This window comes from Pantoea sp. Mb-10, from assembly GCF_021272205.1.
Taxonomy (GTDB): domain Bacteria; phylum Pseudomonadota; class Gammaproteobacteria; order Enterobacterales; family Enterobacteriaceae; genus Pantoea.
The window spans coordinates 525930-552513 of sequence record NZ_JAJSDX010000003.1 but is presented as its reverse complement, the minus strand read 5'-3'; the positions used below and the strand labels follow the sequence as shown (position 1 = coordinate 552513).

Sequence of the window (26584 nt, the reverse complement as noted above, 5' to 3'; positions counted from 1 at the left end):
ACGTTTCCGGTTAGCGGGCGAGCGGGGCGTTATCGCCGGGCTGAGGCAGGGCGATAGCCATCGGTTGACCGAGACGGGTTTTGCTTTCGGCTTCAAGGCTTTCCGCCAGCTTAACGCGCTGCGGCGCGAAGAGATTAATCACCGTCGAGCCCAGCTTAAAGCGGCCCATCTCTTGGCCTTTAAGCAGCACAACCGCGCCGTCGTGTTCCGCCGACGGGTAGCGCCAGCGTTTGATCACCCCTTCACGCGGTGGGGTGATGGTGCCGGCCCACACGGTTTCAATGCTGCCAACGATGGTGGCACCCACCAAGATTTGCACCATCGGACCGTGATCGGTATCGAACACGCAGATAACGCGTTCATTACGCGCAAACAGATTAGGGATATTGCGTGCCGTTAACGGGTTGACCGAATAGAGATCGCCCGGCACGTAAATCATTTCACGCAGAATGCCGTTGCAGGGCATGTGGACGCGATGATAATCACGCGGTGCCAGATAGGTGGTGGCAAACTCGCCATCGATAAACTGCTCGGCCAGGTCATCGTTGCCGGCCAGCAGCGCTTGCAGCGTGTAATAGTGGCCTTTGGCCTGGAAAATTTGGTCACCGTCAATATGGCCAAGCTGGCTGATAGCACCGTCAGCCGGTAATGCCAGCAGTGAAGGATCGGGATCGATCGGGCGCGCGCCTTCTTTCAACGGACGCACGAAAAAGTCATTGAACGTGCGGTAGCTGCCGGTATGCGGCTTGCTGGCTTCCGCCATATCCACTTTGTAGTACCAGACAAATACGTCGATAACCGCTTTGGTCAGCCAGCCAGCACGGCGACTTGCGCCCCAGCCAGCAAGTTCGGTCAGTGCCTTTTTGGGCAGAATGTGATTCAGGCCGAGTTTAAAACGATCAAACACCGTTGCCTCCTGGCGTAATTATGCATGGTTTACAAAAGGGGGCGGATTGTAACAGCGCCCCGGTCAGTTGGCGAATATGCCGTTTTTACCCATTAACTTTCGCTATCGGAAAAGTTTTTACGCGTTTTTACCTGCGCCATACTTTCCAGGATGCGGTGATAGTTTTCAAAACGGGAACGCGCGATCTCGCCTGCCTCCACGGCGGCGCGGATCGCACACCCTGGATCAGTATCGTGCTTGCAGTCGCGGAATTTACAACTGCCTAAATAAGCGCGGAATTCGATAAACCCACGCGTGATCTGTTCTGGCTCCAGGTGCCACAAGCCAAACTCGCGCACGCCGGGTGAGTCAATGACGTCGCCGCCGTGTGGAAAATGATACAGGCGTGAAGCAGTGGTGGTGTGCTGGCCCAGGCCGGAGACATCGGAAACATCATTGGTGAGGATCTCGGTGCCGACGGCGTCCAGATCGAGCAGGGTATTCAGCAGGCTGGATTTTCCAACGCCCGACTGACCCGCAAAAATACTGATACGGCCGGTGAGTGCCTCTTCGAGGGATTTCAACCCGTCTTTGGCGTGGCTTGAAACCATCAGCACCCGATAGCCGATACGACGGTAAATCGCCATTTGCTCATCAACAAAGGCGCGCGCGCGGCTGTCCAGCAGGTCGATCTTATTGAGCACCAGCAGCGGCTCTACGCCGAGGGTTTCGCTCGCCACCAGATAGCGATCGATAATGTTCAGCGACAGTTCCGGCAGAATCGCCGAAACAATGATGATCTGATCGATATTAGCGGCGATCGGTTTCACGCCGTCATAGAAGTCCGGACGCGTCAGTACGCTCACGCGATCGTGGACCGCCTCAACAATGCCTTTTCCACCGCCCACGGCGGCGCGCCACACCACGCGGTCGCCGGTGACCAGTGAACGAATGGTGCGGCGGATGTTACAGCGATGCACCTCTCCCGCGCGATCTTCCACGTCTGCGTGCATGCCGAAACGGCTGATCACTACGCCTTCGGAGGCTTCCCCAAACAGGTTATCGTCCGGTTCCGGCTTCTCGCTCCGTTGCTGCAGACGACGCTGATGGTTGGCGCTTACACGACGCTGTTGACCTTTCGACAGTTTATTTTTGCTCACGCATCCTCTCAGGTTTTTTGCCAGGCTTCGCCCCGCTGGGCAAAACGTCTATGATACACCTGAAACGAGTGGAATGACGACTTTGGCAATAGGCGGAAAACGCATGACAGCGGGAAATGAAAATAATCTGATTTGGATCGATCTGGAAATGACCGGTCTGGATCCTGAACGCGATCGTATTATTGAGATCGCGACGATCGTCACCGACGCCAACCTCACGATCCTGGCGGAAGGGCCGGTCATGGCGGTACATCAGTCGGATGCACAGCTGGCGCTCATGGACGACTGGAATGTGCGTACTCACACCCAAAGCGGGCTGGTGGAGCGGGTTAAACAAAGCCAGCACGACGACCGTGCTGCAGAGCAAGCAACGCTGGAGTTTCTACGTCAGTGGGTGCCGGCCAATGCCTCACCGATTTGCGGCAACAGCATCGGCCAGGATCGCCGTTTTTTATTCAAGTACATGCCGGAGCTGGAAGCCTATTTTCACTACCGCTACCTCGATGTCAGTACGCTGAAGGAGCTGGCGCGCCGCTGGAAACCTGAGATTCTGCCGGGCTTCAAAAAGCGTGGCACGCATCAGGCGCTGGATGATATTCGCGAGTCCATTGCCGAACTGGCGTATTATCGCGAGCATTTCTTGCAGGTTTAATGCGACGGGGTGCGCAGGAAAACACCGCTTTGCTGATTAAATCAGCAAACGCGCGCAAAGCGTAAAATTTTGCGTGCAGCCTCTTGCGGCAGAAAAGATTTCTCGTATAATGCGCACCCCGTACCGATGAAGAATTTCATTCGGCGCGAACGAAGTGTAAATTCAGCATGTTGCGCTTGTTGCCTGCTAAAGCGGTGCAAACAGCAAGATAGGTTGAAGATGCGGGAATAGCTCAGTTGGTAGAGCACGACCTTGCCAAGGTCGGGGTCGCGAGTTCGAGTCTCGTTTCCCGCTCCAAACTTCGTAAACATACTGATATGCGGGAATAGCTCAGTTGGTAGAGCACGACCTTGCCAAGGTCGGGGTCGCGAGTTCGAGTCTCGTTTCCCGCTCCAGTATTGTGCAGTACACCATTCAAATCACGGATTTAGTTCGCAGCGTACCGATTGTCGTTTACGCCGTGGCACTGAAATACGAAGATTATGCGGGAATAGCTCAGTTGGTAGAGCACGACCTTGCCAAGGTCGGGGTCGCGAGTTCGAGTCTCGTTTCCCGCTCCAGTTTTTCATTCACTACTGTTATTTGCCTCCGGGCGCAATCAAACATCATATAGCTGTCGTTGTTCGCGTTGCCAGTTAGCCACGGTTTTCTGGAAAGCTTGCCCGTCGCGTCTTGCTCAGGTTGGCCGATAAATTAGCCTTCGTAAAGCAGGTTATCCACAGTGCGCAGCCAGCGTACTGACCGCGATTTATGCTATCTGCTAAACCCTTCTCAACAGAGTTATCCACAAGCTCTGAAATCTTCCCTGCGCGCAATAAAGCCTATAAAAGCTTACAATAAACTAATAACTTATTGATTTTCATTGCTAAAAATTTGTTTCTGTTTGTGTGCGAGGCAAGTGCTTGAAATAACTTTTCCGAAGCCTTTTTGACGTAATAATTTTATTCACAGCGTGTGGAAAAGCATTTTATCCTGTCGGCTGTACAATCATGCATCACGCGGCAAGCCTTTTTCCACCGCGCGCACCAGCCGCTGATGTTTAGCAGGTTGAATTGTCACGGCTTCTGCCTGACGCTTCTCCCGCTGCTGCGCAATGGCCCAGTCGATGTGCTCATCCAGTAACGGGTGCTCGCCGCGGCGCGATTCCAGCGCCGCCACATTTTCCACAGACCACGGCGCGTTGCCTAGCGCTACCGCAATATTGCGAAGCCAGCGTAAATGGCCGATGCGGCGGATAGCAGAGCCTTCCGTGACGCGCAGAAAGGTTTTTTCATCCCAGCCAAACAGCACCGTCAGCGGCGGCGCATGCAGCACTGCGCGTGGCGAAAAGTCCGTTTCGTCGGTTAATTGCCCGTACCGATTCCACGGGCAGATCAGCTGACAGTCGTCACAGCCATAAATGCGGTTGCCAATCAGCGGACGCAGCGGTTCTGGAATAGCACCTTCAAGCTCGATGGTCAGATAAGAAATGCAGCGGCGCGCGTCAACCACATAGGGTTCGACAATGGCCGAGGTCGGGCAGATGGTCATGCACGCCACGCAGCGGCCGCACTGCTCGGGCTGCGGCGCATCCACGGGCAGCGGTAAATCAATCAGAAGCTCACCCAGTAAAAACCACGAGCCAGCCTCACGGTTTAGCACCAGTGAATGTTTGCCTGTCCAGCCCAATCCGGCTTTGACTGCGAGCGGGCGCTCAAGGAGGGGGGCGGAATCCACAAACGGACGAAATTGGCGCTCACCACAGTGCTCTTGAATCATTTCGCCGAGCTTTTTCAGTCGATTGCGCAATACTTTGTGGTAATCGCGGCCCAGCGCATAGCGGCTCACATAGCCCAGCTGGGGGTTTTTCAGCGTACTGGCAAAGGCGGCTTTAGCCGGAAGGTAATTCATGCGCACGCTGATAACGCGCAAGGTGCCGGGCAGGAGTTCGTGGGGACGCGCGCGCATCATGCCGTGACGCGCCATCCAGTCCATTTCACCGTGATATTGCTTCTCCAGCCAGGCCTGAAGCTTAGGCTCCTCAAGGCTCAGGTCCGTATCGCAAATACCGACCTGCTGAAAGCCGAGGTCGCGGCCCCACTGTTTAATGTGCTGAGCAAGCTGTTGGAGATCGAAAGGGTATGACATGGGAAACCAAATGAATGAAGCAAACACGCGCAGTTTACCACACTCTGTCTGGCCTGCGCAGGCGATGGCGCAGCTTGAGCGCGACGCCGCTGACACGGTGGGCTGCACGCTGTTCGAACTGATGCAGCGTGCCGGGCAGGCAAGCTATGAACTGGCGCGGTCGCGCTGGCCGCAGGCGCGTCACTGGCTGGTGCTGTGTGGGCACGGCAACAACGGCGGTGATGGCTATGTTGTGGCACGGCTGGCGCAGGCGGCCGGGATGACCGTGACGCTGCTGGCGTGTGAAAGCACTAAGCCATTGCCGAACGAGGCGCAGCAGGCGCGCGATAGCTGGTTGGCTGCGGGTGGGATTGTGCACGCCGCCGACGCGGCTTGGCCGGAGGCGGTTGATCTTATCGTCGACGCGCTACTGGGGATTGGCCTCAACCGCGCGCCCGCGCCGCCGTACGATCGCCTTATCATGCAGATGAATACCCATGTCGCACCGGTGTTGGCGATTGATATCCCCTCTGGACTGCTGGCTACGACGGGCGCGGCACCCGGTGAAGCCGTCCTCGCCGACAGCACGCTGAGTATGATTGCGCTCAAGCCGGGGCAGCTCACCGGGAAGGCGCGCGATTATGTGGGGGAACTGCACTGTGCGGCGCTGGGCCTCGCGCCGTTTCTCGCGGGCGTCACCGCGCCGGTGGCTCGCTATGACGCCGCCGATCTCGCCGCGTGGTTGAAGCCACGTAAAGCGACCTCACATAAAGGCGATCAGGGTAGGCTATTGGTCATTGGCGGAGACAGCGGCACCGCAGGTGCCATTCGCATGACGGGTGAAGCCGCGCTGCGCGCCGGCGCTGGGCTTGTTCGCGTGCTGACGCATGAAGATAATATTGGACCGATTCTGACCGCGCGGCCCGAGCTGATGGTAGACGCGCTGAATGAGAAAAGCCTGACGCAGGCGCTGGCGTGGGCAGACATGATTGCTATCGGTCCTGGGCTCGGCCAACGCGAGTGGGCACAGCAAGCATTAAGGTTAGTGGTGACCAGTGAAAAGCCGATGCTTTGGGATGCGGATGCGCTTAACCTGCTGGCAATCACTGCAGATAACCGTCAGAATCGCATTATTACGCCGCATCCTGGCGAAGCGGCGCGCCTGCTTGGCGTGAAAACCAGTGAGATTGAGCGTGACCGCTTACAGGCTGCACAAAGCCTGGTAAAACGCTACGGCGGCGTGGTTGTCCTGAAAGGCGCCGGCACCGTTATTGCGGACGAAACCGGCGCCATTGCGATTGCTGATGTGGGTAACGCTGGTATGGCGTCTGGCGGCATGGGTGATGTGCTAAGCGGTATTATTGCGGCCCTGGCCGGGCAAAAAATCAGCCTGTTTGAGGCAGCCTGCGCGGGCTGCGTGGCGCACGGCGCCGCAGCAGACGCCGTGGCGCGTGAGCGTGGCACGCGAGGGATGTTAGCCACCGACCTGTTTGACCGGCTATGGCAATTTGTTAATCCAGAGATGATCCAACGATAAAGCATGAAGACCTGTGTTATTTCTTTGCCCAATGAGGCAGCAACCCTCGATTTGGGGGCGCGATTGGCCCGCGTGTGCAGCAGCGCGGTGGTGATCTATCTGTACGGCGATCTCGGTGCCGGTAAAACGACCTTTAGCCGAGGCTTCTTGCAGGCGTTGGGGCATCAGGGCAATGTCAAAAGCCCAACCTACACGTTAGTCGAGCCGTATGAGCTGGCTACGCGCCATCTTTATCACTTTGATCTGTATCGTCTGGCCGATCCGGAAGAGCTGGAGTTTATGGGAATCCGTGACTACTTCAGCGGAGAGGCGATCTGCCTGGTGGAATGGCCGCAGCAGGGCGCAGGCGTGCTGCCGGAACCGGATTTGGCGCTGACATTACGCTACGTTGACGCGGCGCGCGAAGCGGAAATTGATGCCGTTTCGCCGCAGGGCGAAGCGCTGCTGCTGCAGTTCGTGCAAGGCGGGCATCCCGCATGATGTCAGGTGTAAAAAAGATCCTACTGGCAGCGCTTTGCCTGTTCTCAGCGTCGGCGTTCTCCGCCACGCTTTCTGACATCAAAGTGGATAACGGCGATAGCCAGGCGACAGTGACCCTGCGCTTCAACGGTCAGCCGGTATATGGTTTTTTCTCGCTGCACAACCCTAATCGCGTGGTGTTGGATATTCGCCAAAGCGGTGCGATACAAGGGTTACCGCTCAATTTTAGCGGGCAGAATATTGTGCAACGCATTCGCAGCAGCCAGCCTAAAGATAACCAGAGTATTCGCCTGGTGTTTGAGCTGACGCAGCCCACCAAAACGCGCGCCACCACGCAGCGTGACGGTAATCAGTACCGCGTGGTGTTCACGCTGCGCGGCACGCAGCCTGCGCCGCGCAGTACGCCCGCGCCAGTGACGGCCGCACGGCAATCCCCCGAGGCATCCTCGCAGGGCAATCCGTTTAACGCCAATCCGGTAACGGCCGTGACCAGCGGTACCGGTAGGGTGCGGCCGGGCAGCGCCGTGATGCGCAACGACACGGTGATTGTGGCGATAGACGCCGGACATGGCGGGCAGGATCCGGGTGCGTCAGGCCAGCATGGTCTGCACGAAAAAAACGTCACTATTGCGATTGCGCGCAAACTCAAGGCGCTGATGGATCGCGATCCGATGTTTAAACCGGTGCTCACCCGCAACGGCGACTACTTTATCTCGGTGATGGGGCGCTCGGATGTGGCGCGCAAAGAGAACGCCAACCTGCTGGTCTCCATTCACGCCGATGCGGCACCTAACCACTCTGCCACCGGTGCGTCGGTGTGGGTGCTCTCCAATCGCCGCGCCAATAACGAAATGGCGAACTGGCTGGAGCAAAAAGAGAAGCAGTCTGAACTGCTGGGCGGCGCGGGCGATTTGCTGGCGAACAGTCAGGCTGATCCCTATTTAAGTCAGGCGGTGCTGGACTTGCAGTTTGGTCACTCGCAGCGCGTAGGCTATGACGTGGCGGTAAAAGTGTTGCAGCAGCTGCGAGGCGTCACGCGCTTGCACAAGCGTTTACCTGAGCACGCCAGTTTAGGCGTGTTGCGTTCACCCGATATCCCGTCATTACTGGTTGAGACCGGCTTTATCAGTAACGCGGCGGAGGAGCGGCTGCTGGGCAGCAGCGCGTATCAGGAAAAGATTGCGGAGTCGATTTATAAAGGCTTACGCAGTTATTTCCTCGCGCATCCGCTGCAATCCGTCCCAAAGGAGGAAAACCGGCCGCTGGACAGCGCACCAGCGGTTAGCGTCGCCAGCAACCCGGCGAGCGGCACCGTGCAATATACGGGTGCTACGCAGCGCCATACGGTAACGCGCGGTGAAACCCTGTCGGGCATTGCGGCACGCTATGGCGTTAGCATGGCGACGTTACGCGAGCTAAATAGTCTTAAGCGCGATGTTGTCTGGGTTGGACAGCGCCTGAAAGTGCCGGCCAATTCGGCGGTGAGCAACAGTCGCGCCGCGAGTCGGCCGGTGCGTCATAAAGTGGTGCGCGGCGATTCGCTGACCGGCATTGCCGCCCATTATGGCGTCAGCCCCAAAGCCATCATGCAGGCGAACAATATGAAGTCGAGCAATGTGATGCTGGGGCAAAACTTAAAGATTCCGCAATCCTGATCGCTGGCCCGTTAGGGCCAGCCCGCAACAAGGATATCCCGCATGCCAATTCAGATTTTACCGCCTCAGTTAGCGAACCAGATTGCCGCAGGTGAAGTGGTGGAGCGTCCGGCTTCGGTGGTCAAAGAGCTGGTGGAAAACAGCCTGGATGCTGGCGCGACGCGCATTGACGTCGATATCGAAAAAGGCGGTGCCAAACTGATTCGCATCCGCGACAACGGGTGTGGCATTGCCAAAGCAGAGCTGGCGATGGCGCTGGCGCGGCATGCGACCAGTAAAATTTCCTCCCTCGACGACCTGGAAGCGATCGTGAGCCTGGGATTTCGCGGTGAAGCGCTGGCCAGTATTAGCTCGGTGTCGCGCTTGACGCTGACCTCACGTACCGCTGACCAAAGCGAAGCGTGGCAAGCCTACGCGGAAGGGCGTGAAATGCATGTGACAGTCAAGCCTGCGGCGCACCCGGTCGGCACATCGCTGGAAGTGCTGGACCTGTTTTACAACACGCCGGCACGCCGCAAATTTATGCGCACTGAAAAAACCGAGTTTACCCACATCGATGAAGTGATTCGCCGCATTGCGCTGGCGCGCTTTGACGTGGCGATTTCGCTTACCCACAACGGTAAGCTGGTGCGGCAATATCGCGGGGTCAGCCAGGAGGCGCAGCGTGAACGGCGTCTCGGTGCCATTTGCGGCACCCCATTTATGCAGCATGCGCTGCGTATTGACTGGCAGCATGACGATCTTGCGCTGCGCGGCTGGGTGGCAGATCCTGCTGGCTCGCGTCAGGTAAGCGATTTGCAATACTGCTACGTCAATGGCCGTATGATGCGGGATAAGCTGATCAACCATGCCATTCGTCAGGCGTATCAAACCCAGTTAGGTGACGACCAGCAGCCTGCTTATGTGCTGTATCTCGAGATCGATCCCCATCAGGTGGATGTGAATGTCCATCCAGCCAAGCATGAAGTGCGTTTCCATCAGTCGCGGCTGGTACATGATTTTATTTGGCAGGGCGTAATGAGCGCGCTGCAATCCACGCGCGCCGCGCCGCTGCCACTCGAACAGGCTGAAGAGCCGGCAGCGCCATGGCAGCCGGAAAATCGCCAGGCGGCGGGGGCGAATCATTTTGCCCAACCTTCTCGTCCTGCTTCTGCTCCGGCGCCGCGCGGTGAGCGCGCGGAAGCAGCGGGATCCGGGACAGGATGGCAAAACAAAGAGCCGGGCTATCGCGCGCGTGAAGGTGCAGTCTATCAGCAGCTGATGAAAACCCCTGCGCCCGCGCCCGCAGTGGCACCCGCTGCATCGCGCGCGGTGACACCTGCGCGACAGCCTGAGGTGCCACTGGCCGCCCACGCGCAGAGCTTTGGGCGCGTATTGAGCGTGTTGCAAGAGCGCTATGCGCTGCTTGAGCGCGGAAATCACATTCAGCTGTTGTCGCTTGCGGTGGCCTCGCGCTGGCTCAAACAGGCACAGCTTATGCCGGGCGAAGAGGGGCTTAAACCTCAGCCGCTGTTGATTCCCGTCAGGCTGAAAATCGCAGCTGATGAGCTGGCGGTTATCGACGCGCAAGCCTCGCTGTTAACGCAGATGGGCATTGATTTAAAAAGGGAAGGTCATCACGTCACGCTGCGCGCGGTGCCTTTACCGTTGCGAACACAAAATTTACAAATCTTGATTCCTGAACTGTTAGGCTATCTCGCCCGGCAGCAAGAGGTTTCTGCATCTTCGCTCGCGCAATGGCTGGCGCGCCAGGATACCGCAGAAACGTCGCACTGGAATCACTCGCAGGCGATTGCGCTATTGGCTGAGCTGGAACGGCTCTGTCCACAGCTGTTAACGTCGCCGCCTTCAGGTCTGTTGCAGACCATCGAGATTGAGAGCGCGATAAACGCGTTGAAGCATGAGTGAACAAAACCAGGCTGGCCGGCCAAAGGCTATTTTTTTGATGGGGCCAACGGCCTCGGGGAAGACGGCATTAGCGATTTCGCTGCGCCAGCATCTTCCGGTTGAACTTATCAGCGTTGACTCTGCCTTAATCTATCGCGGGATGGATATAGGCACGGCGAAACCGTCGAACGAAGAGTTGGCGCAGGCTCCACATCGCTTGTTGGACATTCGCGATCCGGCGGAAACGTACTCCGCCGCAGAGTTTCGTCGCGATGCGCTGGCAGAGATGGAGGATATTTCCCGTAAAGGAAAGATTCCGCTGCTTGTTGGTGGAACCATGCTCTACTTTAAAGCGTTACTGGAAGGATTATCGCCGTTGCCCTCGGCCGATCCTGCGGTGCGCCAGCAAATAGAGCAAATGGCGGCTGAAAAAGGGTGGGAAGCCTTGCACCGCCAGCTGTGTGAAATCGATCCGGTCGCCGGCAGTCGTATTCATCCGAATGATCCGCAGAGACTTTCGCGAGCACTGGAAGTTTTTTTTATTTCGGGTAAAACTTTAACGGAACTGACAAAAATCTCCGGTGAGGCGTTACCCTACGACGTGTACCAGTTTGCTATCGCTCCGGCGAGCCGTGAACTGTTACATCAACGCATTGCGTTGCGTTATAACCAGATGCTTGCGTCAGGATTTGAAGCGGAAGTTCGTGAATTGTTTGCACGAGGTGATTTGCATACGGATATGCCTTCCATTCGTTGTGTGGGTTATCGCCAGATGTGGTCTTATTTATCGGGCGAGATCGACTACGACGATATGGTTTATCGGGGAATTTGCGCCACCCGGCAGCTTGCTAAACGCCAGATCACTTGGTTACGCGGTTGGCCCAACGTTCACTGGTTAGACAGTGATGAGCCAGCCTTAGCGCGTGCTAAGGTCCTGCAGGTAGTTAGTGCTAAGCCGGAATGATTGTGTACAATCGATCCGTTATCGTGCGCAAATTTTTTACGCAGTTTTTCTGAACCACGGTTCTTAAGTAGTAAACAACAAGCATATAAGGAAAAGATAGAATGGCTAAGGGGCAATCATTACAAGACCCGTTTTTGAACGCGCTGCGTCGTGAACGTGTACCGGTTTCGATCTATTTAGTAAACGGCATTAAGCTGCAGGGACAAATTGAATCATTTGATCAGTTCGTCATTCTGCTGAAAAACACGGTTAGTCAGATGGTGTATAAGCACGCCATCTCTACAGTGGTTCCTTCACGTCCGGTTTCGCATCACAGCAACAACGCGGGCGGCAGCGGTGGCAGTAACTACCATCACGGCGGAAGCAATCAGGGCGCTCAGTCGCAGCCACAACAAGACGGCGACAACGCAGAGTAATTTTGCAGAGCCGTAAAGCCAGGACTGGGAGCGACGGCGTTTACCCGTCCTGGTTATTTTATTTTAGCGAGGTTATAGCTTGTTTGACCGTTATGATGCCGGTGAGCAGGCCGTACTGGTACACATCTGGTTCTCCCAAGACAAAGAGCTGGAAGATTTGCAAGAGTTTGAAACTCTTGTCTCTTCTGCGGGTGTCGATGCACTGCAGGTCATTACCGGCAGTCGTAAAGCGCCTCATCCCAAATATTTTGTCGGTGAAGGAAAGGCAGTTGAAATTGCCGATGCGGTGAAAGCAAGTGGAGCATCGGTCGTGTTATTCGATCATGCCTTATCCCCTGCTCAGGAGCGTAATCTTGAGCGGCTGTGCGAGTGTCGCGTTATTGACCGCACCGGCTTAATTCTCGATATTTTCGCTCAGCGTGCCCGTACCCACGAGGGTAAATTGCAGGTTGAGTTGGCACAGTTGCGGCATCTCGCCACGCGGCTGGTACGCGGCTGGACCCACCTTGAACGTCAAAAAGGCGGCATCGGCCTGCGCGGTCCAGGTGAAACCCAGCTTGAGACGGACCGTCGTTTACTGCGTGGTCGCATTAGCCAGATTCTTTCTCGTCTTGAGCGCGTTGAAAAACAGCGCGAGCAGGGACGCCAGGCGCGTGCCAAGGCTGATGTGCCGACGGTCTCGCTGGTGGGCTACACCAATGCCGGAAAATCCACCTTATTTAACAGCATGACTTCTGCTGACGTTTACGCAGCGGATCAGCTGTTCGCCACGCTGGATCCTACGCTGCGCCGCCTCAACGTTGTTGATGTGGGTGAAGTGGTTTTAGCGGATACCGTGGGCTTTATTCGCCATCTGCCGCACGATCTTGTGGCCGCGTTTAAAGCCACCTTGCAAGAAACGCGTCAGGCAACTTTGCTAATCCACGTGATTGACGCTGCTGACCTGCGCGTTAATGAAAATATCGACGCCGTGAATGAAGTGCTGGCGGAGATTGAGGCTGATGAAATTCCTGCACTGTTGGTGATGAATAAGATTGATATGCTGGACGGTTTTGTCCCGCGTATCGATCGCAATGAAGAGAATCTGCCGACCCGCGTTTGGCTCTCTGCGCAGACCGGCGAGGGGCTGCCACTGCTCTGGCAGGCTCTCTCGGAGCGTTTGGCAGGCGAGGTGGCACAATATGATTTACGTCTGCCACCGGAAGCGGGGCGCTTGCGCAGCCGCTTCTATCAGCTGCAGGCGATTGAAAAAGAGTGGAACGAAGAAGATGGCTCTCTGGGGCTACACATCCGTATGCCGATCGTTGATTGGCGTCGCTTGTGTAAACAGGAACCAGCGCTAACCAGTTATATTATTTGATATTGCCCAAACGCCTTTACTCAATTTTTGACGATAACCGCAATGAACGTTGCAGGCCCTCACGTGCAGGATGCGCCCAGAATTGCGCCATTCGCTCTGGCGGCAACGGAGCACCTCTCCACGCTTTCCATCACGGCGGCGAGATGTGCGAAGGCTGTCAGCGACGCGGCGATCTGAGAAATGCAGGGTAAAAAACGTAAATACAATAAATGGAGTAGAAACATGGCGTGGAATCAGCCCGGAAATAACGGACAGGACCGCGACCCGTGGGGAAGCAGCAATAATCAAGGCGGCAACTCTGGGGGTAATAAGGGAGGGCGCGATCAGGGGCCTCCCGATCTGGATGATATCTTCCGTAAGTTGAGTAAAAAACTCGGCGGACTGGGCGGTGGCAAACAGAGCGATAACGGCCAGCGCAGCGGCGGTAGCGGCGGCAAACTGGTTGGCATTGTTGCCGCTGCAGCGGTCATTATCTGGGCTGCCAGCGGGTTCTACACCATCAAAGAAGCCGAGCGCGGTGTGGTTACCCGTTTCGGTAAGTTCAGTCATCTGGTTGAGCCGGGCCTGAACTGGAAACCGACATTTATCGATCAGGTGCGCGCCGTTAACGTTGAAGCGGTGCGTGAGCTGGCCGCATCAGGCGTGATGCTGACGTCTGATGAGAACGTAGTGCGCGTTGAAATGAACGTACAGTACCGCGTCACCGATCCGGAACGTTATCTGTTTGCTGTGACCAGCGCGGACGATAGCCTGCGTCAGGCCACCGACAGCGCGCTGCGTGGCGTGATTGGCCGCTCAACCATGGATCGCATCCTGACGGAAGGCCGTACCGTGGTTCGTAGCGATACCCAGCGCGAGATCGATGAAACGATTCGCCCTTACAACATGGGGATTACGCTGCTCGACGTGAACTTCCAGGCGGCTCGTCCGCCGGAAGAAGTGAAAGCCGCCTTTGACGATGCGATTGCCGCGCGGGAAAACCGCGAGCAGTACGTTCGCGAAGCAGAAGCTTACGCGAACGAAGTGCAGCCGCGTGCTAACGGTCAGGCACAGCGTATTCTGGAAGAGGCCCGCGCTTACAAAGAGCGTACCGTGCTGGAAGCGCAGGGTGAAGTGGCGCGTTTTGCTCGCCTGCTGCCTGAGTACAAAGCCGCACCGCAGATCACCAAAGAGCGTCTTTATATCGAAACCATGGAACGTGTGCTGAGCCACACGCGCAAAGTGCTGGTTAACGATAAGGGCAATAACCTGATGGTACTGCCGCTGGATCAGCTCATGCGCGGCGGGCAAGCGTCTGGTAACCCGCGCGGCCACAATACCGTCAATCTGATGAAGTCACCGTCTGCGCAAGGCAGCAGTGCCGATCGCAACGACGCTTCATCTTACAATCCGGACAGCATCATGGATCAGCGTCGCGCAAACGCGCTGCGTAATGATACCCAGCGCGAAGGGAGGGAGTAACCGATGCGTAAGCCAATCATCGCCGTAATTATTGTTGTATTGGTGGTGCTTTACGCGTCACTGTTTGTTGTGCAGGAAGGCCAGCGCGGTATCGTGCTGCGTTTCGGCAAAGTGCTGCGCGATAGCGAGAATAAGCCGCAGGTGTATGCACCGGGTCTGCATTTCAAAATCCCGTTTATTGAGACCGTTAAATCGCTCGATGCGCGTATCCAGACCATGGACAATCAGGCCGATCGCTTTGTCACCAAAGAGAAAAAAGATCTGATCGTCGACTCTTATATTAAATGGCGCATCAGCGACTTCAGCCGTTACTACCTGGCAACCGGCGGTGGCGATGTGTCGCAGGCAGAAGTGCTGCTGAAACGTAAGTTTAGCGACCGTCTGCGTTCTGAAATGGGGCGTCTGGACGTGAAAGACATCGTGACTGACTCTCGTGGCCGCTTAACCACTGACGTGCGCGATGCCCTGAACACCGGCAGCGCCGGCAGTGATGATGAAGTGCAGACGCCGGCGGCGGACAGCGCGATTGCCAATGCGGCGGCGCGTGTCGAGCGCGAAACCAACAGCAATGAGCCTGCTCCCAACCCTAACAGTATGGCGGCGCTGGGTATTCAGGTCGTCGATGTGCGCATCAAGCAGATCAATCTGCCGACTGAGGTCTCCGACGCGATTTACAACCGTATGCGCGCAGAGCGTGAAGCGGTAGCGCGCAGCCAGCGCTCGCAGGGGCAGGAAGAAGCAGAAAAACTGCGCGCTCAGGCGGATTATCAAGTGACGCGCACGCTGGCGGAAGCACAGCGTACCGCGCTGATTTCACGCGGTGAAGGTGACGGCGAAGCCGCGAAGCTGTTTGCCGATGCCTTTAGTCAGGATCCCGACTTCTATGCGTTTATCCGCAGCCTGCGTGCCTATGAGAACAGCTTCTCTGATAACCAGGATGTGATGGTGCTGAGCCCGGACAGCGATTTCTTCCGCTATATGAAAGCGCCGACTGACGCTGCACGCTAAGAACTGCTATAACCTTGAGGCCGACAAGTGTGTCGGCCTTTTTTTTTGGGAAAAAGAGAATGAACACCACGATTTGGATGGCGCTGGCCTTAGTGCTGGTGCTGGAAGGGCTAGGGCCCATGCTGATGCCGCGCCTGTGGCGGCGCATGATCCTCACGATGTCGCAACTTCCCGATCGTCTTTTGCACCGTTTTGGCGGGGGAATTGTGGTTGCTGGCGTGGTGATTTACTGCATGCTGAGCATGCATGCCAGCTAAACACGGTGCTGTTCAGGAGCATCTTGTGTTGCCTCGCGGTTCGCTCCCCAATATGTTGTGAGTTGAACAAAATGCAGGCAAAAAACCGCGCAATCGTATGCTAAAAGTGCTGAAAGTGAGAAAATGCGGTGGTAGAATCCTTTTTTAAGCAATCGGTGATTTTGAAAAATGGGTAAGAACGTCGTCGTACTGGGCACCCAATGGGGTGACGAAGGTAAAGGTAAGATCGTAGACCTTCTGACTGAACGCGCGAAATACGTTGTGCGTTACCAGGGTGGCCACAATGCAGGCCATACACTTGTCATCAACGGTGAAAAAACCGTCCTCCACTTAATTCCCTCTGGCATCCTGCGTGATAACGTGACCAGCATCATTGGTAACGGCGTTGTGCTGTCGCCTGAAGCGCTGATGAAAGAGATGAAAGGACTGGAAGATCGCGGTGTGCCGGTACGTGAACGTCTGCTGATTTCTGAAGCGTGCCCGCTGATCTTGCAATACCACGTTGCCATGGATCTGGCGCGCGAAAAAGCGCGTGGAGCCAAAGCGATCGGCACCACCGGGCGGGGTATTGGTCCAGCCTACGAAGATAAAGTTGCCCGTCGCGGTCTGCGCGTTAGCGACCTCTTTAACAAAGAAACGTTTGCGGTGAAGCTGAAAGAGATCGTTGATTTCTATAACTTCCAGCTGGTGAATTACTACAAAACTGACGCGATTGACTATGACAAAGTGCTGAGCGATGTCATGGCAGTGGCCGACATCCTGACCAGCATGGTCGTTGACGTTTCTGAACTGCTGGACGGCGCGCGCAAGCGTGGCGATCTGATCATGTTTGAAGGTGCGCAAGGTACGCTGCTGGATATTGACCACGGGACTTATCCTTATGTGACCTCCTCTAACACCACGGCTGGCGGTGTGGCAACCGGGTCAGGCATTGGTCCTCGCTATGTTGACTACGTGTTGGGTATTGTTAAAGCTTACTCCACGCGCGTAGGTGCAGGCCCGTTCCCGACCGAACTGTTTGACGAAACCGGCGAATTCCTGTGTAAACAAGGCAATGAGTTTGGTGCGACCACGGGCCGTCGTCGCCGTACCGGTTGGCTGGATGCGGTTGCCGTACGTCGTGCGGTGCAGATTAACTCTTTGTCAGGTTTCTGCATGACCAAACTGGACGTGCTGGATGGCCTGAAAGAAGTTAAAATCTGCGTAGGCTACCGCATGCCTGATGGCCGCGAAATGACAACCACGCCGCTGGCGGCAGAAGGTTGGGAAGGCATTGAGCCTATCTACGAAACCCTGCCAGGCTGGAGTGAAAACACCTTTGGCGTGAAAACGCTGGAGGGACTGCCGCAGGCAGCACGCAACTACATCAAGCGTGTTGAAGAAGTGACAGGCGTGCCGATTGATATTATTTCAACCGGCCCAGACCGCAGTGAGACCATGATTTTGCGCGATCCGTTCGACGCATAATCTGACCAGGCCGGACGCTGTCCGGCCTTTGTTTATCCGCAATATCCAACGTTTTAGCGGCAGTAATGGGTGTTTACCGTTGTTCCGCGCCGCTTGCTTTCCCTGGATTACGCAGGTCTCGTCTGCTCTTTAACGTCACACACTCTCTTTTTCTCGCATTTATTGGCGCTTGCCTGAAAAAAACGCACCGGCTTTGATGCACTGGTTTATCATCGTAGTTAATCACCACTCCGACCGGCGCATAACCCTAACGCCTGATGATTTACCGAGGTCTATGTGCAATTAACAAGTTTTACTGATTATGGTCTTCGCGCCCTGATTTACATGGCGACGCTGCCACCGGGCAAACAGACTAATATTACTGAAGTCACCGATACCTATGGCGTATCGCGCAATCACATGGTGAAGATCATCAATCAATTGAGCCGGGCTGGCTTTGTCGCCGCGACACGCGGTAAAAACGGCGGTATTCGTTTAGGCATGGACCCGGCCAGCATTGTGATTGGCGACGTTGTGAGAAAAATGGAGCCGCTGCAGTTGGTGAACTGCAGCGAGTGTGCCATTACCCCGGCTTGCCGACTGCGCAGCGCGCTCAACGACGCCGTACAGCTCTTTTTACAGGAGCTCGATAAATACACGCTGGCCGACTTGGTGCGCAACAACGATTCGCTCTACCACATTTTATTATCCGAACCGCCGGTGGTAATCCCCACTCAATGACATCGGAGGAACCGACATGTCAAAAGATCCTTTCCAGGACAGAGAAGCAGAAAAATACGACAACCCCATTCCCAGCCGCGAATTTATCCTGGCGCTGTTAGAACAGCGTGAGAAACCGGCTAGCCGCGAAGAGATCGCGGACGCATTAAAGATCACCAGCGAAGAGCAGCTTGAAGCGCTGCGCCGCCGCCTGCGCGCCATGGAGCGTGACGGGCAGTTAGTGTTCACACGCCGTCAATGCTATGCCCTGCCAGAGCGTCTCGATCTGCTGCGCGGTAAAGTCATCGGCCACCGCGACGGCTACGGCTTCTTGCGCGCCGAAGGGCAGAAAGATGACTTCTATCTGTCAGCTGAGCAGATGAAACTGTGCCTGCATGGCGATGTCATTCTGGCACAGCCGGGCGGCGCTGACCGCAAAGGTCGCCGCGAAGCGCGCGTGGTGCGCGTACTTGAGCCGCGCAACAGCCAAATTGTCGGGCGCTACTTTACCGATGCCGGCACCGGCTTCGTCGTGCCCGACGACAGTCGTCTGAGCTTTGATATTCTCATCCCGCAGGACGCCACGCTGGATGCGCGCATGGGGTCGGTGGTGGTGGTCGAAATTGTGCAGCGCGCCACGCGCCGTACCAAAGCCATCGGCAAAATCACCGAAATTCTCGGCGATAACATGGGTACTGGGCTGGCTGTAGATATGGCGCTACGCACCCATGAAATCCCGCACGCCTGGCCGGAAGAAGTCGAAAAAGAGATTGCTAAGCTGAAAGAGCAGGTGCCAGAAGCCGCGAAAAAAGGACGTGTGGATCTCCGCTCGCTGCCGCTGGTGACGATTGATGGCGAGGATGCCCGCGACTTTGACGACGCCGTTTACTGCGAGAAAAAACGCGGTGGCGGCTGGCGTTTGTGGGTGGCCATCGCCGACGTAAGCTATTACGTGCGTCCGGGAACGGCGCTGGATGCCGAAGCGCATCAGCGTGGAACCTCGGTTTACTTCCCGTCGCAGGTTGTGCCGATGCTGCCGGAAATTTTATCGAATGGCCTCTGCTCGCTGAATCCGCAGGTCGATCGCCTGTGCATGGTGTGCGAGATGACCATCTCCGCCAGCGGCAAACTGACCGGCTTCAAGCACTATGAGGCGGTGATGAATTCCCATGCGCGCCTGACCTACAACAAAGTGTGGCATATCCTGCAGGGCCATCAGGAACTGCGCGAGCAATATGCGTCGCAGGTGAAGCACCTTGAAGAGCTGCACCGCATGTATCAAGTTCTTGAAACGGCGCGCGAGCAGCGCGGCGGCATCTCATTTGAGACCGAAGAAGCCAAATTTATCTTCAACGCCGATCGCCGCATCGAGCGCGTGGAGCGCACGGTACGCAACGACGCGCATAAGCTGATTGAAGAGTGCATGATCCTCGCCAACATCGCGTCGGCGCGCTTCGTGGAAAAAAATCAGGAGCCTGCGCTGTTCCGCGATCACGATCGCCCGAGCGAAGACAGCATCACCAGCTTCCGCACCGTTTTAGGCGAGTTGGGTCTGAGTCTACCCGGCGGCGCAAAACCACAGCCGATCGATTATGCCGATCTGCTGAATCAGATAGCCGATCGTCCCGATGCAGAAATGCTGCAAACCATGCTGCTGCGCTCGATGAAGCAGGCGGTTTACGATCCGGAAAATCGCGGTCACTTTGGTCTGGCGCTGCAATCTTATGCGCACTTTACCTCACCGATTCGTCGTTACCCCGATCTGCTGCTGCACCGTGCCATTAAGTACCTGCTGGCGAAAGAGCAGGGCACGGAAAACGGCATTACCACGGCTACCGGCGGTTATCACTATGATATGCAGCAGATGCTGCAGCTCGGACAGCACTGTTCCATGACCGAACGCCGTGCCGACGAGGCCACGCGTGACGTCGCCGACTGGTTGAAGTGCGACTTCATGCAGGATCAGGTGGGCAATGTGTTTAACGGCGTGATCTCCAGCGTGACCGGTTTCGGTTTCTTTGTGCGCCTCAACGATCTGTTTATCGATGGCCTGGTGCACGTCTCGACGCTGGATAACGATTACTACCGCTTCGATGCGGTGGGGCAGCGTTTGATTGGCGAGTCCGGTGGACGCACCTATCGCTTGGGTGACGCGGTCGAAGTGCGCGTGGATGCGGTTCACATGGATGAACGTAAAATCGACTTCGCGCTCATCTCCAGCAAGCGCGTGCCGCGTGGTGAAGGCAAAACCGCCCGCGAGCGAGAAAAACGCGGCAGCAAGCCAGCTACCAAACGGCGTCGCGATGCAGGCAAAAAGGGTAATTTTGAGCCTGATGCCGCTTTCCGCGGCGAGCAGAAAAAGCCTGCTGCGGCAAAAACCGAGAAAAAAAGTAAAAAAGTCTCCGAAAAAACCCGTAAAATCGCCGCCGCCACCAAGGCAAAGCGTGCGGCAAAGCAGAAAGATAAACAGTCTTGATGCTGACTTCGGTGGCGCACTGCGGTGCGCCACCGAGGGCGCAGCGGCCATCGCCACCCCGATTCAAATCCAACCTTGAGTTAAAGAATGAGTGAAATAATTTTTGGCATTCATGCCGTGCAGGCGCTGCTGGAGCGCGATCCCCAGCGTTTTCAGGAAGTGTTTATCCTTAAAGGGCGCGACGATCGCCGTCTGCAGCCGCTGGTCGCGGCGCTGGAAGCTCAGGGTATTGTCGTGCAGCTGGCTAACCGCCAGTGGCTCGATGGGCAGGTCGAGGGCGGCGTGCATCAGGGTATCGTGGCGCGCGTCAAACCCGGCAAAAACTATCAGGAGGGCGATCTGCCCGATCTGCTGGCGGCATTGGAAAAACCCTTTTTGCTGATCCTGGATGGCGTCACCGATCCCCACAACCTCGGGGCCTGCCTGCGCAGCGCGGATGCCGCTGGCGTGCATGCGGTTATCGTACCGAAGGATCGTGCTGCGCCACTCAACGCCACCGCGAAGAAAGTTGCCAGCGGTGCCGCTGAGAACGTGCCGCTCATCCGCGTGACTAACCTTGCGCGCACCATGCGCCTGTTGCAGGAGTATAACGTCTGGATTGTCGGCACCGCGGGCGAGGCCGACCATACGCTGTACCAAAGCAAAATGACCGGCCCGATGGCGCTGGTGATGGGCGCGGAAGGCGAAGGCATGCGCCGCCTGACCCGCGAACACTGCGATGAGTTAATCAGCATCCCTATGGCTGGCAGCGTCTCGTCGCTCAACGTTTCGGTCGCCACCGGCGTGTGCCTGTTCGAAGCGGTGCGCCAGCGTCAGGCGTGATCGCCGCCGCAAAATACTTTTTTGCGCCAGGCATAACGGCCTAACACTTTTCATACTCATCACCGAGACACGCTGCGCGACTGCTCAGGCAGGGGCGCAGGGAAAACCGGTATCATGTGAAAAGGAGCCGTTATGGCCTGGACCACCCACAGCGTTTTCAATCAGCCGCTTCCTCTCGCTAACAGCAACCTCTTTACCCACGATATTGCCCTGTGCGAGGCGGTCACGCGCGAGGGCGCCAGCTGGGATCGCGAATGGCTTGCCTCCGTAGGGCTGCAGCTTGGCAGCGTTGAATCCCTTGAGCTGGGTCGCCTGGCCAATGCGCACCCGCCCACGCTGGTGCGCTACGATGCGCGCGGTGAGCGGCTGGATGACGTGCGCTTTCACCCGGCGTGGCATCTGCTGATGCAGGGCCTGTGCGCCAGTCGGCTGCACAACCTCAGCTGGCAGCCCGATGTGCTGCCGGGTGCCATGGTCGCACGCGCTGCGCGCTTTATTTTGCATGCGCAGGTTGAAGCAGGATCGCTCTGTCCAGTCACCATGACGCACGCGGCCATTCCGCTGTTGCAGCAGAGCCTGCCTGACCCGTGGGCGGCATGGCGTGTCCCGCTGTTAAGCGATCGTTATGACGCGCATCATCTGCCCGGCGAGCAAAAGCGCGGCCTGCTGATTGGTATGGGCATGACGGAAAAACAGGGCGGCACCGATGTGCTGATCAATACCACGCGCGCTGAACCGCTTGGCCAGCGCGGCGCGGGTGAGCCGTACCGCATTACCGGGCACAAATGGTTCTTCTCGGTGCCGCAAAGTGACGCGCACCTGATCCTGGCACAGACCGCGCAGGGCCTGAGCTGTTTCTTTCTGCCGCGCCTGCTGCCGGATGGAACACGTAACGCCATTCGACTTGAGCGACTCAAAGACAAGCTGGGCAACCGCTCCAACGCCAGCGCCGAGGTTGAATTTCAGGATGCCGTTGGCTGGCTGATGGGCGAAGAGGGTCAGGGCATCCGCTTGATCCTCAAGATGGGCGGGATGACGCGCTTTGACTGCGCGCTCGGCAGCCACGGCATGATGCGCCGCGCGTTCACCCTCGCACACCACCATGCCCAGCAGCGGCAAGTGATGGGAAAACCCCTCAGCGCTCAGCCAGTGATGCGCCGCGTGTTGGCGCAGCAAGCGCTGCTGCTCGAAGCGCAGACGGCGCTGCTGCTGCGGCTGGCGCGCGCCTGGTCAACGGCAAACAGTCCGCACGAGACGCTCTACGCGCGCTTATTTACGCCGGTAGCCAAGTTTGGCATTTGCCAGGCGGGGATCGCGTTTGTGGCCGAATCCATGGAAGTTTTGGGTGGCATCGGCTACTGCGAAGAGAGCGAGCTGCCGCGCCTGTACCGTGAAATGCCGGTGAACAGTATCTGGGAAGGCTCGGGCAACGTGATGTGCCTGGATGTGCTGCGCGTACTGCGCGATAAAGAGGGCGTTATTGCGATGCTGGATCGTGAATTTGACACCGTGAAAGGCTGTAATCGTCACTTTGATCGGCGCTGGCGGCAACTGCGATTGCAGCTTGCAAAGGTGCGTGAGGAAGAGGCGAGAGCGGTGGCGCAGGCACTGCTTCAGCTGGCCTGTGCGGCGATCCTCCTTAACGTGGCTGAACCGCCGCTGGCGGATGCCTGGTGTCAGCAGCGGCTGGACGCCCGCGCGCCGCGCGCCTTGGGCGATGCGCTCTGTACGCGCTTACTGCTGCGGGCGGGCGGCGTTATTTAAGGGCGCGCCATACAGCAGCGCCGTGCCGTACCACACACCCGGCAGCGTCGTGTCATCCAGCATCAGGATCTGGTAATACACCGCGCCCTGCTGGTTCGCACGTGCGGCGAGGGCGCGCTGCGCATCATCCGGCGAGCCGCGCGTGGTCACCGTCACCGTGCCCAGTTTGGGCAAGCCGTCGCTTTGTGCCCGTGAAATCTCCTGCGCGTGACGTGCAGGAGGCGGCGGCGACTGCGGCGCGCCATTCAGGGCGGCACACCCGCTTAATAACACACTCAACGCCAGAAAAAAGCCGCGCATAGCCACTCCTTAACAGAGAAGATGGCCTGAGTTTAGGCCATCTTCTGCGCAAGGTTTAGCTTTTTAGCTGAAAAATGCTGACCAGGTGCGTTAAGTGATGCCCCTGCTGGCTGAGGTTTTGCGCCGTGGCTTCCGACTGCGTGATCATATCGCTGCTCTGGTGTGTGGCGTGGCTGATATGGTTCATCGCCAGATTCACCTGACCAATGCCCGCCGCCTGCTCTTGGGCGGCGATATTGATCTCGCCCATCAGGGTTTTCACCTGCTCAATTTCACTCACGATATGCTGCATAGCATCACGCGTTTGCTCTGACAGCGTATGGCCCGCCGCAACTTTATCAATAGAACGGGCGATCAGTCCGTCGATCTCCTTCGCCGCGTTGGCGCTGCGCTGTGCCAGCGCACGTACCTCGGCCGCCACCACCGCGAATCCTTTGCCGTGCTCACCAGCACGCGCCGCTTCCACGGCGGCGTTGAGCGCCAGAATATTGGTTTGGAAAGCAATGGATTCAATCACGTGAGTGATGTCCGATATGCTCTGCGACGCTTCGCGTATGTCCGCCATGGTCTCCACTGAACGCGTCACGGTGCTGCCGCCGTGGCTGACTTTGTTCGCCGCTTCACTCACCAGCGCCATCGCCTGGCGCACGTTGGCAGCCGTTTGCGCTACGGTGGCCCCGAACTGCTCCATGCTAGCCGAGGTCTCTTCGACGCTGCTTGCCTGGCGGCCAATTTGCTCGCTGATGCTGGCGCTGCTGGCGGCCAGGGTGTCGGTGCCGTGACTGATATCGCTGGCAGCGCGGCGCACCTGACTCACCACTTTTTCCAGACCGTCACCGATGCCATTGATGGCGGCAACCAGTTGGCCAATTTCGTCGCGACGTGAGGAGTCGAGATGCGCCTGCAGATTGCCCGCGGCGTACTGCTCCGCGAGGTGAATCACTTGCTGCAGCGGGCGCGTGATTGCTCGGCGGCTGTAGAGGATAAAACCAAGAGCAAACAGCACCACCAGTCCCAGCCCAATAGCCATAAACAGGTTGCGGCTATGGGTGATAGGTGCCAGTAAGCTGGCGCGGCTGACTTCGCCAGCCACAATCCAGTTCCAGCCTGGCACCTGCTGCCAGGCCAGCATTTTGCTCTCGCCATCAAGCTCCATCACCAGTAACCCTTTGGCATCTGATAACACTTGCTGCTGCACGGCGCTTTCCCAGCGGGGCAATTTGCCTTCGTTATTGCGATGGAACAGGTATTGCCCCTGGGTTTTGCCCGGCGCGCCGTTCAGCACAAAGAAGCTGCCGCTGTCGCTCAGGTGGCGTGCCAGCACTTTTTCCCGCATCAGGGCATACTGCGAGTCGATCTGCACGCCCACAAATAGAATGGCAATGACCGCGCCGCTCTCATCTTTTACCGGCTGATACTGGGTGATATAGCGGTGTCCAAACAGGGTCGAAAGGCCGCGATAAATCTCGCCACTGTTGGCGCTGCGCCACGCAGGGCTGCTGCGATCGAGGCGGGTGCCGATGGCCCGGCTGCCATCCTCTTTTTTCAGCGACGTCGCAATGCGAATGTAGTCATCGCCATCCCGGACAAAAATGGTGGAGACCGCACCGGTGCGATCGAGAAAGTCATCCACGGCGATCTGGTCGAGGTTTAAGGTTTTTAAGCCCGCGCGCAGCGTCGGCGTACTGATATCGCCCACCTGAATGCGGGCGCTCTCATCGCGACTGAAGCGCTTGGGCAAAAAGCTTTGGAAGAGTTTGGTGTAATTTGACACCTCTTCCGACAGCGTGGCGTTGAACATCGTCGTCATTTCATTGATGCCCAGCACCTGATTCTGCATGTCGTCAGTGGCCAGCTGCTCGAGTTGGCGGGCGGCGTTGTGGCTAAGGGTTAACGTTAAGATAAACAACACGATAGCCACGCTTAAGGACGTCAATACAGACAGCTTAATACCGAGGCTCATGGCGCTGAGAGAACGACGCTTCATAAAAGACCTTTTTTATTTAATTAAAGAGTTACAAGCCATAACGGCAGCGTCTGGAAAAAGTTTAGGGGCGAAACTATGGGGATTTTATGTGATGTGGTTCGCAATTCATCTTGAAGGGCATACACTGAGAGCGGTGGAATACCCGTAAGGCAGGCAAAGGAGTCGCGTCATGATTGAAATCGTCACAGAGAATCTGGCGGGCATTGCGTGTATTCATGCTGCCCCCGCTGGACAGCGCCATGCGCAGCTGCCCACAGTGCTGTTTTGGCACGGCTTCACCTCGTCCAAAGAGGTTTACAGCTATTTCGCCGTGGCGCTGGCGCAGGCGGGATTCCGCGCGGTGCTGCCGGATGCCGACATGCACGGCGCGCGTTACAACGGGGATACTGACACCCGCATGACCCATTTTTGGGAGATTCTGCGTCAAAACATTGATGAAGTGCCGCTGCTGGAAGCGGCGCTGCGCGAAAAGGATCTGATCGCCGGGGCGCGCTTTGCGGTCGCGGGTGCTTCGATGGGCGGCATGACGGCGCTGGGCGCGATGGCACGTTATCCGCATATCCACAGCGTGGCGTGCATGATGGGGTCCGGCTATTTTGCACAACTGAGCCCGCAGCTATTTCCGCCGCTGGTGGCCAAGACGCCCGCGCAACAGGCGGCGCTGGCAAACCGATTAGCACCGCTCTCTGCTTACGATCCCAGCCAGCAGCTCAGCGCGCTGGCAGGACGACCGCTGCTGCTGTGGCACGGTGAAGCGGATGAGGTGGTGCCGTTTGCCGAGTTTGTCCGGCTGGAAAGGGCGCTACGCGACGCGAAGTGGGATACGCACCTGACCGCGCTGTCGGAAAGGCAGGTAGGGCACAAAATCACGCCTTCCGCGCTCACGGCGATGGTCAGCTTTTTTAAGCATCATTTATAGCCGGCGAGCTGGCGCACGCGACGCCAGCCCGGTGCAATGCCGCCGTTACAGTTGCGAAGACAACCGCTCGGTCGCGCTGGCACATGCGCGGGTGGCATCACTGCCCGGCGCATCCAAACGATTGACATAAACATAGCCTGAAGCCGCTTGGCTGCTGTGACTTCTTATCTGCTGCGCATAGTCAGCGGTGCTGGCAAGCGCGAGGGGGGACAGGAAGAGACCCAGTAAAGTGGCGACAATGACAGCTTTCATAATCGACTCCTCACTTCAGGGAAAAACTCGGCGGGCAGCAGGTGCGTTGCCCTGTTAACAAGTTTAGCG

General features: G+C 57.2%; 23 protein-coding genes and 3 tRNA genes. 20 read left to right on the top strand and 6 right to left on the bottom strand.

Annotated elements, in window-relative coordinates; translation table 11 throughout:
- Nucleotides 1-10: 10 nt before the first annotated feature.
- Both asd and rsgA read right to left on the bottom strand, forming a co-directional pair.
- Complete coding sequence (gene asd, locus LU196_RS08640; RefSeq protein WP_232758291.1) at nt 11-907, bottom strand: archaetidylserine decarboxylase; 897 nt, start codon at nt 905-907, stop codon at nt 11-13.
- A gap of 92 nt (nt 908-999) precedes the next feature.
- Nucleotides 1000-2046 carry a small ribosomal subunit biogenesis GTPase RsgA gene (rsgA, locus tag LU196_RS08635; RefSeq protein WP_232758292.1) on the bottom strand — a complete coding sequence of 349 codons (1047 nt, stop codon included), beginning with the start codon at nt 2044-2046 and terminating at the stop codon, nt 1000-1002.
- A 103-nt stretch (nt 2047-2149) separates the two neighbouring features.
- Between rsgA and orn the strand changes: the two genes are divergently transcribed.
- The 4 genes from orn to LU196_RS08615 all read left to right on the top strand — a co-directional run bounded on the left by orn (nt 2150) and on the right by LU196_RS08615 (nt 3258).
- A complete protein-coding gene (gene orn, locus LU196_RS08630) occupies nt 2150-2698 on the top strand; it encodes an oligoribonuclease (protein ID WP_232758293.1) in 549 nt (182 codons plus the stop codon).
- 221 nt (nt 2699-2919) lie between these two features.
- A tRNA-Gly gene (locus LU196_RS08625) sits at nt 2920-2995 on the top strand.
- 22 nt (nt 2996-3017) lie between these two features.
- Nucleotides 3018-3093: transfer RNA gene (locus tag LU196_RS08620), tRNA-Gly, on the top strand.
- Between the two features lie 89 nt (nt 3094-3182).
- A tRNA-Gly gene (locus LU196_RS08615) sits at nt 3183-3258 on the top strand.
- 427 nt (nt 3259-3685) lie between these two features.
- On the opposite strand, the gene queG is transcribed toward LU196_RS08615, so the two are convergent.
- On the bottom strand, nt 3686-4825 hold the full coding sequence (gene queG / locus LU196_RS08610) for a tRNA epoxyqueuosine(34) reductase QueG (protein WP_232758294.1): 1140 nt from the start codon (nt 4823-4825) through the stop codon (nt 3686-3688).
- Between queG and nnr the strand changes: the two genes are divergently transcribed.
- From nnr to LU196_RS08535, 15 genes are all read left to right on the top strand, one after another.
- A complete protein-coding gene (gene nnr, locus LU196_RS08605; RefSeq protein ID WP_232758295.1) occupies nt 4824-6341 on the top strand; it encodes a bifunctional ADP-dependent NAD(P)H-hydrate dehydratase/NAD(P)H-hydrate epimerase in 1518 nt (505 codons plus the stop codon). The two genes, queG and nnr, sit on opposite strands and share 2 nt — an antisense overlap.
- Nucleotides 6342-6344: 3 nt before the next feature.
- Nucleotides 6345-6821: a tRNA (adenosine(37)-N6)-threonylcarbamoyltransferase complex ATPase subunit type 1 TsaE gene (tsaE, locus tag LU196_RS08600; protein ID WP_232758296.1), complete on the top strand. Its 477-nt coding sequence runs from the start codon at nt 6345-6347 to the stop codon at nt 6819-6821.
- Nucleotides 6818-8476: an N-acetylmuramoyl-L-alanine amidase AmiB gene (amiB, locus tag LU196_RS08595; RefSeq protein WP_232758297.1), complete on the top strand. Its 1659-nt coding sequence runs from the start codon at nt 6818-6820 to the stop codon at nt 8474-8476. Before tsaE ends, amiB begins: the two co-directional genes overlap by 4 nt.
- 42 nt (nt 8477-8518) lie before the next feature.
- Nucleotides 8519-10384, top strand: a complete 1866-nt coding sequence (gene mutL / locus LU196_RS08590) for a DNA mismatch repair endonuclease MutL (protein ID WP_232758298.1) — start codon at nt 8519-8521, stop codon at nt 10382-10384.
- Nucleotides 10377-11327 (top strand): tRNA (adenosine(37)-N6)-dimethylallyltransferase MiaA, encoded by a 951-nt coding sequence (miaA, locus tag LU196_RS08585; RefSeq protein WP_232758299.1) that lies wholly within the window; start codon nt 10377-10379, stop codon nt 11325-11327. The genes mutL and miaA overlap by 8 nt, the downstream gene beginning before the upstream one ends.
- Nucleotides 11328-11428: 101 nt before the next feature.
- Nucleotides 11429-11743 (top strand): RNA chaperone Hfq, encoded by a 315-nt coding sequence (gene hfq / locus LU196_RS08580; protein WP_010618006.1) that lies wholly within the window; start codon nt 11429-11431, stop codon nt 11741-11743.
- Nucleotides 11744-11822: 79 nt separating this feature from the next.
- Nucleotides 11823-13103 (top strand): ribosome rescue GTPase HflX, encoded by a 1281-nt coding sequence (gene hflX, locus LU196_RS08575; protein ID WP_232758300.1) that lies wholly within the window; start codon nt 11823-11825, stop codon nt 13101-13103.
- Between the two features lie 222 nt (nt 13104-13325).
- Nucleotides 13326-14564: an FtsH protease activity modulator HflK gene (gene hflK, locus LU196_RS08570; RefSeq protein ID WP_232758301.1), complete on the top strand. Its 1239-nt coding sequence runs from the start codon at nt 13326-13328 to the stop codon at nt 14562-14564.
- 3 nt (nt 14565-14567) lie between these two features.
- Nucleotides 14568-15572 carry a protease modulator HflC gene (hflC, locus tag LU196_RS08565; protein WP_232758302.1) on the top strand — a complete coding sequence of 335 codons (1005 nt, stop codon included), beginning with the start codon at nt 14568-14570 and terminating at the stop codon, nt 15570-15572.
- Nucleotides 15573-15631: 59 nt separating this feature from the next.
- Entirely contained in the window at nt 15632-15829 is a 198-nt protein-coding gene (locus tag LU196_RS08560; protein ID WP_232758303.1) for a DUF2065 family protein, read from the top strand.
- Between the two features lie 168 nt (nt 15830-15997).
- Complete coding sequence (locus LU196_RS08555; RefSeq protein ID WP_232758304.1) at nt 15998-17296, top strand: adenylosuccinate synthase; 1299 nt, start codon at nt 15998-16000, stop codon at nt 17294-17296.
- A 276-nt stretch (nt 17297-17572) separates the two neighbouring features.
- Nucleotides 17573-18016 (top strand): nitric oxide-sensing transcriptional repressor NsrR, encoded by a 444-nt coding sequence (gene nsrR / locus LU196_RS08550; protein WP_232758305.1) that lies wholly within the window; start codon nt 17573-17575, stop codon nt 18014-18016.
- Between the two features lie 16 nt (nt 18017-18032).
- Nucleotides 18033-20471 (top strand): ribonuclease R, encoded by a 2439-nt coding sequence (gene rnr, locus LU196_RS08545; RefSeq protein ID WP_232758306.1) that lies wholly within the window; start codon nt 18033-18035, stop codon nt 20469-20471.
- An 87-nt stretch (nt 20472-20558) separates the two neighbouring features.
- Nucleotides 20559-21293 (top strand): 23S rRNA (guanosine(2251)-2'-O)-methyltransferase RlmB, encoded by a 735-nt coding sequence (rlmB, locus tag LU196_RS08540; RefSeq protein WP_232758307.1) that lies wholly within the window; start codon nt 20559-20561, stop codon nt 21291-21293.
- Nucleotides 21294-21425: 132 nt separating this feature from the next.
- Nucleotides 21426-23057, top strand: a complete 1632-nt coding sequence (locus tag LU196_RS08535; protein ID WP_232758308.1) for an isovaleryl-CoA dehydrogenase — start codon at nt 21426-21428, stop codon at nt 23055-23057.
- On the opposite strand, the gene bsmA is transcribed toward LU196_RS08535, so the two are convergent.
- Entirely contained in the window at nt 23028-23357 is a 330-nt protein-coding gene (gene bsmA, locus LU196_RS08530; protein WP_232758309.1) for a biofilm peroxide resistance protein BsmA, read from the bottom strand. The two genes, LU196_RS08535 and bsmA, sit on opposite strands and share 30 nt — an antisense overlap.
- 55 nt (nt 23358-23412) lie before the next feature.
- On the bottom strand, nt 23413-25344 hold the full coding sequence (locus tag LU196_RS08525; protein WP_232758310.1) for a methyl-accepting chemotaxis protein: 1932 nt from the start codon (nt 25342-25344) through the stop codon (nt 23413-23415).
- Nucleotides 25345-25513: 169 nt separating this feature from the next.
- Between LU196_RS08525 and yjfP the strand changes: the two genes are divergently transcribed.
- Nucleotides 25514-26263, top strand: a complete 750-nt coding sequence (yjfP, locus tag LU196_RS08520) for an esterase (protein ID WP_232758311.1) — start codon at nt 25514-25516, stop codon at nt 26261-26263.
- Between the two features lie 45 nt (nt 26264-26308).
- Here the strand turns inward: yjfP and LU196_RS08515 are convergent, their stop codons facing one another.
- Nucleotides 26309-26515 (bottom strand): hypothetical protein, encoded by a 207-nt coding sequence (locus LU196_RS08515; RefSeq protein WP_232758312.1) that lies wholly within the window; start codon nt 26513-26515, stop codon nt 26309-26311.
- Nucleotides 26516-26584 lie beyond the last annotated feature (69 nt).

Excerpts from the sequence above, each read along its gene's own strand:
- LU196_RS08515 (WP_232758312.1), bottom strand. The coding sequence starts at position 26,515 with ATGAAAGCTGTCATTGTCGCCACTTTACTGGGTCTCTTCCTGTCCCCC.
- rnr (WP_232758306.1), top strand. The coding sequence starts at position 18,033 with ATGTCAAAAGATCCTTTCCAGGACAGAGAAGCAGAAAAATACGACAAC.
- amiB (WP_232758297.1), top strand. The coding sequence starts at position 6,818 with ATGATGTCAGGTGTAAAAAAGATCCTACTGGCAGCGCTTTGCCTGTTC.
- hflC (WP_232758302.1), top strand. The coding sequence starts at position 14,568 with ATGCGTAAGCCAATCATCGCCGTAATTATTGTTGTATTGGTGGTGCTT.
- hfq (WP_010618006.1), top strand. The coding sequence starts at position 11,429 with ATGGCTAAGGGGCAATCATTACAAGACCCGTTTTTGAACGCGCTGCGT.
- hflK (WP_232758301.1), top strand. The coding sequence starts at position 13,326 with ATGGCGTGGAATCAGCCCGGAAATAACGGACAGGACCGCGACCCGTGG.
- nnr (WP_232758295.1), top strand. The coding sequence starts at position 4,824 with ATGGGAAACCAAATGAATGAAGCAAACACGCGCAGTTTACCACACTCT.
- LU196_RS08535 (WP_232758308.1), top strand. The coding sequence starts at position 21,426 with ATGGCCTGGACCACCCACAGCGTTTTCAATCAGCCGCTTCCTCTCGCT.
- tsaE (WP_232758296.1), top strand. The coding sequence starts at position 6,345 with ATGAAGACCTGTGTTATTTCTTTGCCCAATGAGGCAGCAACCCTCGAT.
- rlmB (WP_232758307.1), top strand. The coding sequence starts at position 20,559 with ATGAGTGAAATAATTTTTGGCATTCATGCCGTGCAGGCGCTGCTGGAG.
- LU196_RS08560 (WP_232758303.1), top strand. The coding sequence starts at position 15,632 with ATGAACACCACGATTTGGATGGCGCTGGCCTTAGTGCTGGTGCTGGAA.
- miaA (WP_232758299.1), top strand. The coding sequence starts at position 10,377 with ATGAGTGAACAAAACCAGGCTGGCCGGCCAAAGGCTATTTTTTTGATG.
- LU196_RS08525 (WP_232758310.1), bottom strand. The coding sequence starts at position 25,344 with ATGAAGCGTCGTTCTCTCAGCGCCATGAGCCTCGGTATTAAGCTGTCT.
- LU196_RS08555 (WP_232758304.1), top strand. The coding sequence starts at position 15,998 with ATGGGTAAGAACGTCGTCGTACTGGGCACCCAATGGGGTGACGAAGGT.
- queG (WP_232758294.1), bottom strand. The coding sequence starts at position 4,825 with ATGTCATACCCTTTCGATCTCCAACAGCTTGCTCAGCACATTAAACAG.
- mutL (WP_232758298.1), top strand. The coding sequence starts at position 8,519 with ATGCCAATTCAGATTTTACCGCCTCAGTTAGCGAACCAGATTGCCGCA.
- yjfP (WP_232758311.1), top strand. The coding sequence starts at position 25,514 with ATGATTGAAATCGTCACAGAGAATCTGGCGGGCATTGCGTGTATTCAT.
- bsmA (WP_232758309.1), bottom strand. The coding sequence starts at position 23,357 with ATGCGCGGCTTTTTTCTGGCGTTGAGTGTGTTATTAAGCGGGTGTGCC.
- orn (WP_232758293.1), top strand. The coding sequence starts at position 2,150 with ATGACAGCGGGAAATGAAAATAATCTGATTTGGATCGATCTGGAAATG.